Raw genomic sequence first — 7,139 nt, 5'->3', positions numbered from 1 at the left:
TTCGAGCAACTTAGCGCAAGCCCGGCCTGTGGCCGGGTCTACCTTTCAACGTATTAGTGGTCATCTATGGAAAAGTCGAAGTTTCGCAAGGTTGTCTGGGGCGTAGGCCTGACCGTTGTTGCCGGCCTGATTGTCTATTCGGTGCAGTCACCGGCTGAGCCACCCCAGTATTTGACCGCCAGGGTCGAGCGGGGCGAGATCGAGAACTCGGTGCTTGCCACCGGGATCTTGCAGGGGATCAAACAGGTCGACGTCGGCGCCCAGATCTCCGGTCAATTGAAATCGCTGAAGGTCAAGCTCGGCGACAAGGTCAAGAAGGGCCAATGGCTGGCGGAAATCGATCCGCTGGTGCTGCAGAACGCCCTGCGCCAGGCGCAGGTCAACGAGGAAAACCTCGAAGCACAACGCAAGGCCACGGCAGCACAAGTGGTCCAGACCAAATCGGTGTGGGAGCGTTACAACCGCCTGCAATCGGACGCGGCCATCTCCCGCCAGGATTTCGAGACCGCCGAATCCAATTACCTGGTGCAGAGCGCCAACCTGGTAGCCCTGGATGCGCAGCTGAAAAATGCGCGAATCCAGATCGACACCGCCAAAGTCAACCTCGGCTATACGCGTATCGTTGCACCGATGGACGGTGACGTGGTGGGCATCGTCACCCAGGAAGGCCAGACCGTGATCGCCGAGCAGCTGGCGCCGGTGCTGCTGAAATTGGCGGACCTGGACACCATGACCATCAAGGCCCAGGTCTCGGAAGCCGATGTGATTCACATCCAGCCAGGCCAGGAGGTGTACTTCACCATCCTTGGCGAGTCCAATAAACGCTACTACGGCAAACTGCGCGGCACTGAACCGGCACCGCAGAACTACCTGGACACCCAGGCCGCCGGTACGACCAAACAGAACACCGCGGTGTTCTACAACGCCCTGTTTGATGTGCCAAACCCTGATCATCGCCTGCGCATCTCGATGACCGCCCAAGTGCGCATCGTGCGCGACACCGCCAAGGATGTCCTGATGATGCCGGTTGCGGCCCTGGGCAAGCGCAATGACGACGGTTCGTACGTAGTGCGGGTGGTGGATGAGACCGGCCACGCTCAGGAGCGCAACGTGCAGGTGGGGATCAACAACAAGGTCAAGGCCCAGATCAAGGATGGCCTGGAGGAGGGCGACCAGGTCGTCATCGGTGATCCGACGCCGGCCGTGGCGGGGAGCTGACAATGACCCAAGCATTGTTGGAACTCAAAGGCATCAGCCGCAGCTTTATGGCCGGTGAAAAAGCCTTCATGGCACTCAAGAATGTCAGCCTCACCATCAACACCGGGGAAATGGTGGCGATCACCGGGGCGTCGGGCTCAGGCAAGTCGACCCTGATGAACATTCTCGGTTGCCTGGACTACGCCACTGACGGCAGCTACACCATCAGCGGTCGCGAAACCCGTGACCTGGCGGACCAGGAGCTGGCGGAACTGCGCCGCGACCATTTTGGTTTTATCTTCCAGCGTTATCATTTGCTGCCGCACTTGAGCGCCATGCATAACGTCGAGATGCCGGCGATTTATGCCGGCGTGCCGGAAGGCCAGCGCCATAGCCGCGCCAAGGAACTGCTGGCCCGGCTGGGCCTGGCCAATCACTTGGTCAACCGGCCGAGCCAGTTGTCCGGTGGGCAGCAGCAGCGGGTGAGTATCGCCCGGGCATTGATGAACGGTGGCGAGGTGATCCTCGCGGATGAGCCGACCGGCGCCCTCGATACCGCCAGCGGCAAGGAAGTGATGAACATCCTGCTGGAGCTGCATGCGGCGGGGCATACCGTGATTATCGTGACCCACGACGCCAAGGTTGCGGCCCACGCCGAGCGCATCATCGAGATGCGCGACGGCGAAGTGCTCAGTGACCGCCTCAACGAGCGCGCCGCACCGGAGGTCGAGGCCCCGGTTCCCACCCAGGGCCGGGCTACGCCGGGGCGGCGTCTGGTGGCGAGCCTGGGGTTGTTCAAGGAAGCCTTCGTGATGGCCTGGGTCGCGCTGATTTCCCACCGCATGCGAACCTTGTTAACCATGCTCGGCATCGTGATCGGCATCACGTCGGTGGTGTCGATCGTGGCCATCGGGGAGGGCGCCAAGCGCTATGTCTTGAATGATATTCAGGCGATCGGCAGCAACACCATCGACATCTACCCGGGCACCGACTTTGGCGACAGCCATGCGTCGGCGATTGAAACCCTGGTGTTGTCCGATGTGACCGCCCTCAGCGAGTTGCATTACATCGACAGTGCCACCCCTAACGCCGGACGCAACCTGCTGTTGCGCTTTGGCAATATCGATGTGAACGCCACGGTGAATGGCGTGAGTGCCAGCTCGTTCCAGGTCCGCGGGATCAAGATCGCCGAAGGCATCACCTTCAGCCAGGACGACGACACCCACCAGGCCCAAGTGGTGGTGATTGACCACAACACCCGTAATCGCCTGTTCGGCCCGGACGTCGAGGCGCTGGGCCAGATCATTTTGGTGGGCAACCTGCCGTGCACGGTGATTGGGGTGGCGGCGGACAATAAGAATATCTTCAACACCAGCAAGGCACTCAACGTCTGGGTGCCTTACGAAACCGCCGCCGGGCGCCTGTTGGGTCAACGCTACCTGGACAGCATCACGGTGCGGATCAAGGATGGCCAGCCGAGCAAGGTGGTGGAGGATAACGTGGTCAAGCTGTTGCAACAGCGCCACGGGACCAAGGACTTTTTCACCTACAACCTCGATAGCATCATGCAAACCGTGCAGAAAACCAGCCAGTCGCTGGCATTGCTGCTGTCGTTGATTGCGCTGATCTCACTGGTGGTGGGTGGCATCGGGGTGATGAACATCATGCTGGTGTCGGTGACCGAGCGTACACGCGAAATCGGTATTCGCATGGCGGTCGGGGCGCGGCAGTCGGACATTCGCCAACAGTTTCTGGTGGAGGCGGTGATGGTTTGTCTGATTGGCGGGGTGATCGGGATTGCGTTGTCGTTTGGTATCGGGTTCGTGTTCTCCCTGGTGATCACGGAATGGCAGATGGTGTTTTCGCTGGAATCGATTATCACCGCCTTCGTGTGCTCCAGCCTGATCGGCATCATCTTCGGGTTTGTACCTGCGCGTAATGCTGCGCGGCTGGATCCGATCGAGTCGCTTGCCCGGGACTGAAGCGCATACCAAAAAGCCCGCCAACCGGTGTCGGTTGGCGGGCTTTTCATTGCATCAGGTTTGGCATGGCACAACAGCAGCTCGGCGCTGCTGCTGTTTTCATGGGCTTAGCCGACCACCTGCAAACGGTGCGCGGTGGCGCTGCTGATGGCGTCTTCGAAACGATCAAGTACGCTGCCAACCTGGGCTTCGGTGATGGTCAGGGCGGGCAGGAAGCGCAATACCGAACCGTGGCGCCCACCGGTCTCGATGACGAGGCCGTTGTCGAAGCAGTTGAGCTTGATCGCCTTGGCCAGTGTGCCGTCGCCCAGGCCGGTGCGGCTCTCCGTACGCGGCTTGGTGACCTCGACGCCGATCATCAGGCCACGGCCACGCACGTCGGCAATCGCATCATGGCGCAGGGCAATGTCCTGCAGGCCGGCGAGCAGTTGCGCTCCGCGTGCGGCGGCGTGTTCCACCAGGCCCGCCTGGCGAATGTGGCGCATGGTTGCGCGCCCGGCGACCATAGCGATCTGATTGCCACGGAAGGTACCGGCGTGCATGCCCGGGCCCCAGGTGTCGAGGTGTTCGGCGTAGACAATGACCGACAACGGATAGCCGCCACCGATGGCCTTGGACAGCACCAGAATATCGGGGACGATCCCTGCGTGTTCGATGGCAAAGGTGCTGCCGGTGCGGCCCAGGCCGGTCTGGACTTCGTCGATGATCAGCACGATACCCAGCTCATGGGTGATCTCGCGCAGCCCGCGCAGCCAGGCGTTCGAGGCAGGAATGCAGCCGCCTTCGCCTTGCACCACTTCGACGAGCACGGCGGCCGGGCGGGTGACGCCACCTTCAGGGTCCGACAGCACGGTGCGGATGTACTCGAGCGACAGTTGATCGGTTTGCTCACCGTCGGTACCGAACGGGCAGCGGAAGCGGTACGGAAATGGCAGGAAATGGGTGTTTTGTGCAGTAACGCTGGGGATGCCCTTGGGGTTGAGGTTGCCCATGGCCGAGAGGGCGCCAGCCGTCATGCCGTGATAGCCACCGTGAAACGCCATCAATGCCGCACGTTTGGTGTAGTGGCGCGCCAGCTTGATCGCCGCTTCCACCGCATCCGAGCCGCTGGGGCCGCAGAACAGGATCTTGCTGGTATCGCGCATGCCTGCCGGCAGTTGTGAAAACAGCTCCTGCACAAAGGCATGTTTGGCCGGAGTGGAGAGGTCCAGTGCTTGCTGCAACTGGTCGGAGCCCAGGAACTCCAGCACCGCGTCTTTGACTTCCGGCGGGTTATGGCCCAGCGCCAGGGTACCGGCGTTGGCCAGGCAGTCGAGGTATTCCTTGCCTTGCGCATCCCTGAGCCACACCCCGTTGCCGCTGACGAACAGGCGCTGGAAATTGGCGGCATAGGTGCGTGCGTTGGATTCGACTTTCTTCAAATAACTTAGCTCTTCCATGGTCATGCACTCATCGGCTGCGGCAAACGCAGCGCTGGAAAGTTGATGGAACAAGAGAGGGTGTTTAATCCATGACAGCGACTATATTCAGACAGTAAGCAGTGGGCCGCAGAGAGGGCTGAATGACAGTCGAAAGTGAAAAATAAGTTACACCGAACAGGCGCTGAAACAAGCGCTGCCCGAGCAACTAGAGAGCATGCTTAGCTTGAAGAAAGGTGGCCGTTATCGCTATTGACGCAGACACCGGATGTCCCCGATATCTCTGTCATTTTACAGGGCCTTTAGAGTGGGAAGTTAATGGCAGAAGTGGAGAGGGCAGAACCAACAGCAGGGCGGCTTATTTTATTCAGCCCGGCGTGATCGCTGGGGGCGGAGGCACCGTACCGATTGGCAGGTTTTTCAAATGCAGGAAGCCTTTCTTATTACCGAAAAAGCGGAAATTCAGTAGGCATCGCGCAGGTTGTGGGCGGAGATGTCTGCCAACTGCTCGTCGATGAGCGACTTGACTGGGGAAGGGATCATTCTGCCTCCTTGCGCTTTTGACAGACGTCCATCAAGCGCTTGCAGTAGTGGTTGAATTCAGCAGTGGTGATTGCCCCATCAGTGAAAAGGCGGGTGATCAGGCCTTGCACCAGGATATCGATGCCGGGCTCACTGTCGGGATCGGCAACGCCCTCGATGGCCTGGTCGATGAGGATGTGCGGGCTCAAAATCCGCACGCCTGCTGTAGCCGTCCTTGCTCCTGCTCAAATGCCAGGGCTGCCTCGGCGTGTGGCCTCACAAGTTCGAGCGCGATGTCCTTCAACATATCGGATTCCACCACTTGATCGAGTCGGGTTTGCTGGATACTGGGGGACAGGAATTGATTGAAATCTGGCATCACCAGTCGTCTTCTGTGTGTTTAAGCATGATGAAGACCACAGCGAGGAGGGTGCATGCCGCACGCAATGATAGCTGGAGGTAAGTTGCTGTTTCGCTCGAGTGCTTTATAAGTTCGATCGCTTGTTTATATGGCTCATTATTTGGCAAGCGCTCTGTATTTAAAAGCAGAAAAAAAGCCAGGTAACGATGAGTAAAAATCATGGTACTCAGGATCAAAACGCATTACGCGCCCTTGAATTGCGCCGCGCGTTTCAGCTCATTTACCCAGGCCGCAGAAAACCTGTTCATCATCCAAAGTGCCGTGAGCCGGCACGTTAAAACCCTCGAAGAGCATTTTGGTTACGCGCTGTTCGACCGCGAGGGGCCGAAAATTTCCCGCACTCATGCCAGGCGATTGCTTGGTCGACGTTGACAATGCGCTGGTTGCTGCATGTGGTGGATGAGTTCAACACCGTCTATTGGGTCTGGCCGGCGCGCAGCACTAGGGAAACTCTGAAAAAGACTTTCTGATTTGGCAAAATACCGCGACCCCACCCACCGAGTTTCCCGATGAAGCAGATGACCTTCGCCGACGCCGAGTACGCTGGCAAGCGCAAGCAAACCCGCAAGGAGTTGTTCCTGATCGAGATGGATCGGGTGGTGCCGTGGAAGGGCTTGATTGCTTTGATCGAGCCACATTATCCGAAAGGTGAAGGTGGCCGTCCGGCCTACCCGTTGATGGCGATGCTGCGTGTGCATCTGCTGCAGAACTGGTTCGGCTACAGCGATCCAGCGATGGAGGAAGCGCTGTACGAAACCACGATCCTGCGCCAGTTTGCCGGGCTGAACCTGGAGCGCATCCCCGACGAAACCACCATTCTCAACTTCCGCCGCTTGCTGGAGAAACACGAGCTGGCGGCCGGCATCCTCGCTGTCATCAATGGCTATCTGGGCGACCGCGGCCTGTCGCTGCGCCAGGGCACCATCGTCGATGCAACGCTGATCAATGCGCCCAGTTCGACCAAGAACAAGGACGGCAAGCGCGACCCGGAAATGCACCAGACCAAGAAGGGAAACCAGTATTATTTTGGCATGAAGGCCCACATCGGCGCCGATGACGAATCGGGTCTGGTGCACAGCGTAGTGGGCACGGCGGCCAATGTGGCGGATGTCACCCAGGTGGACAAATTGCTGCATGGCGACGAAAACGTGGTCTGCGCCGATGCAGGCTACACCGGTGTCGAAAAGCGGCCCGAGCATGAAGGACGTGAAGTTATCTGGCAGGTGGCGGCACGCCGCAGCACCTACAAAAAACTCGATAAGCGCAGCGTGCTGTACAAAGCCAAGCGCAAGATTGAAAAGGCCAAGGCTCAGGTGCGCGCCAAGGTCGAGCATCCGTTCCGGGTAATCAAGCGCCAGTTCGGTTACACCAAGGTGCGCTTTCGCGGCTTGGCCAAAAACACGGCGCAACTGGTGACACTGTTCGCTCTGTCGAACCTGTGGATGGCGCGCCGACATTTACTGACGAATGCAGGAGAGGTGCGCCTGTAATGCGGGAAATGGCCACCGGAGTGGGGTCCGGGTGGCGAAAACGTAAGAAATACTCGTCGAATTGATTGTTTTTTGATCATTTGGCGAGTTTAAAAGTTGCGCTAGGTGG

The 7,139-nt window shown here is 59.1% G+C and carries 5 protein-coding genes and 1 pseudogene; 4 read left to right on the top strand and 2 right to left on the bottom strand.

Annotated elements, in window-relative coordinates; genetic code table 11:
- The first annotated feature begins 66 nt into the window (after positions 1–66).
- Positions 67–1,218, top strand: coding sequence for a macrolide transporter subunit MacA (macA, locus tag ATY02_RS15955; protein WP_068588124.1), 1,152 nt, complete (start codon positions 67–69; stop codon positions 1,216–1,218).
- A 2-nt stretch (positions 1,219–1,220) separates the two neighbouring features.
- The gene (locus tag ATY02_RS15950; protein ID WP_068588126.1) at positions 1,221–3,179 is read left to right on the top strand and encodes a MacB family efflux pump subunit; all 1,959 of its coding nucleotides are present in this window, start codon (positions 1,221–1,223) and stop codon (positions 3,177–3,179) included.
- A 107-nt stretch (positions 3,180–3,286) separates the two neighbouring features.
- On the opposite strand, the gene ATY02_RS15945 is transcribed toward ATY02_RS15950, so the two are convergent.
- Positions 3,287–4,618, bottom strand: a complete 1,332-nt coding sequence (locus tag ATY02_RS15945) for a diaminobutyrate--2-oxoglutarate transaminase family protein (protein ID WP_068588129.1) — start codon at positions 4,616–4,618, stop codon at positions 3,287–3,289.
- A gap of 518 nt (positions 4,619–5,136) precedes the next feature.
- Positions 5,137–5,328, bottom strand: coding sequence for a hypothetical protein (locus ATY02_RS15940; RefSeq protein ID WP_068588131.1), 192 nt, complete (start codon positions 5,326–5,328; stop codon positions 5,137–5,139).
- Between the two features lie 371 nt (positions 5,329–5,699).
- On the opposite strand from ATY02_RS15940, the pseudogene ATY02_RS36085 reads away from it, so the two are divergent.
- A pseudogene (locus ATY02_RS36085) lies at positions 5,700–5,900 on the top strand (helix-turn-helix domain-containing protein); the annotation flags it as partial.
- A gap of 149 nt (positions 5,901–6,049) precedes the next feature.
- A complete protein-coding gene (locus ATY02_RS15930) occupies positions 6,050–7,030 on the top strand; it encodes an IS5-like element IS1384 family transposase (RefSeq protein ID WP_010466230.1) in 981 nt (326 codons plus the stop codon).
- The last annotated feature ends 109 nt before the right edge of the window (positions 7,031–7,139 follow it).

It is taken from the genome of Pseudomonas sp. BIOMIG1BAC, assembly GCF_001705995.2.
In the GTDB taxonomy this organism is placed as follows: domain Bacteria; phylum Pseudomonadota; class Gammaproteobacteria; order Pseudomonadales; family Pseudomonadaceae; genus Aquipseudomonas; species Aquipseudomonas sessilinigenes.
The sequence above is the reverse complement of the archived record's forward strand: the minus strand, read 5'-3'. Positions and strand labels throughout refer to the sequence as shown.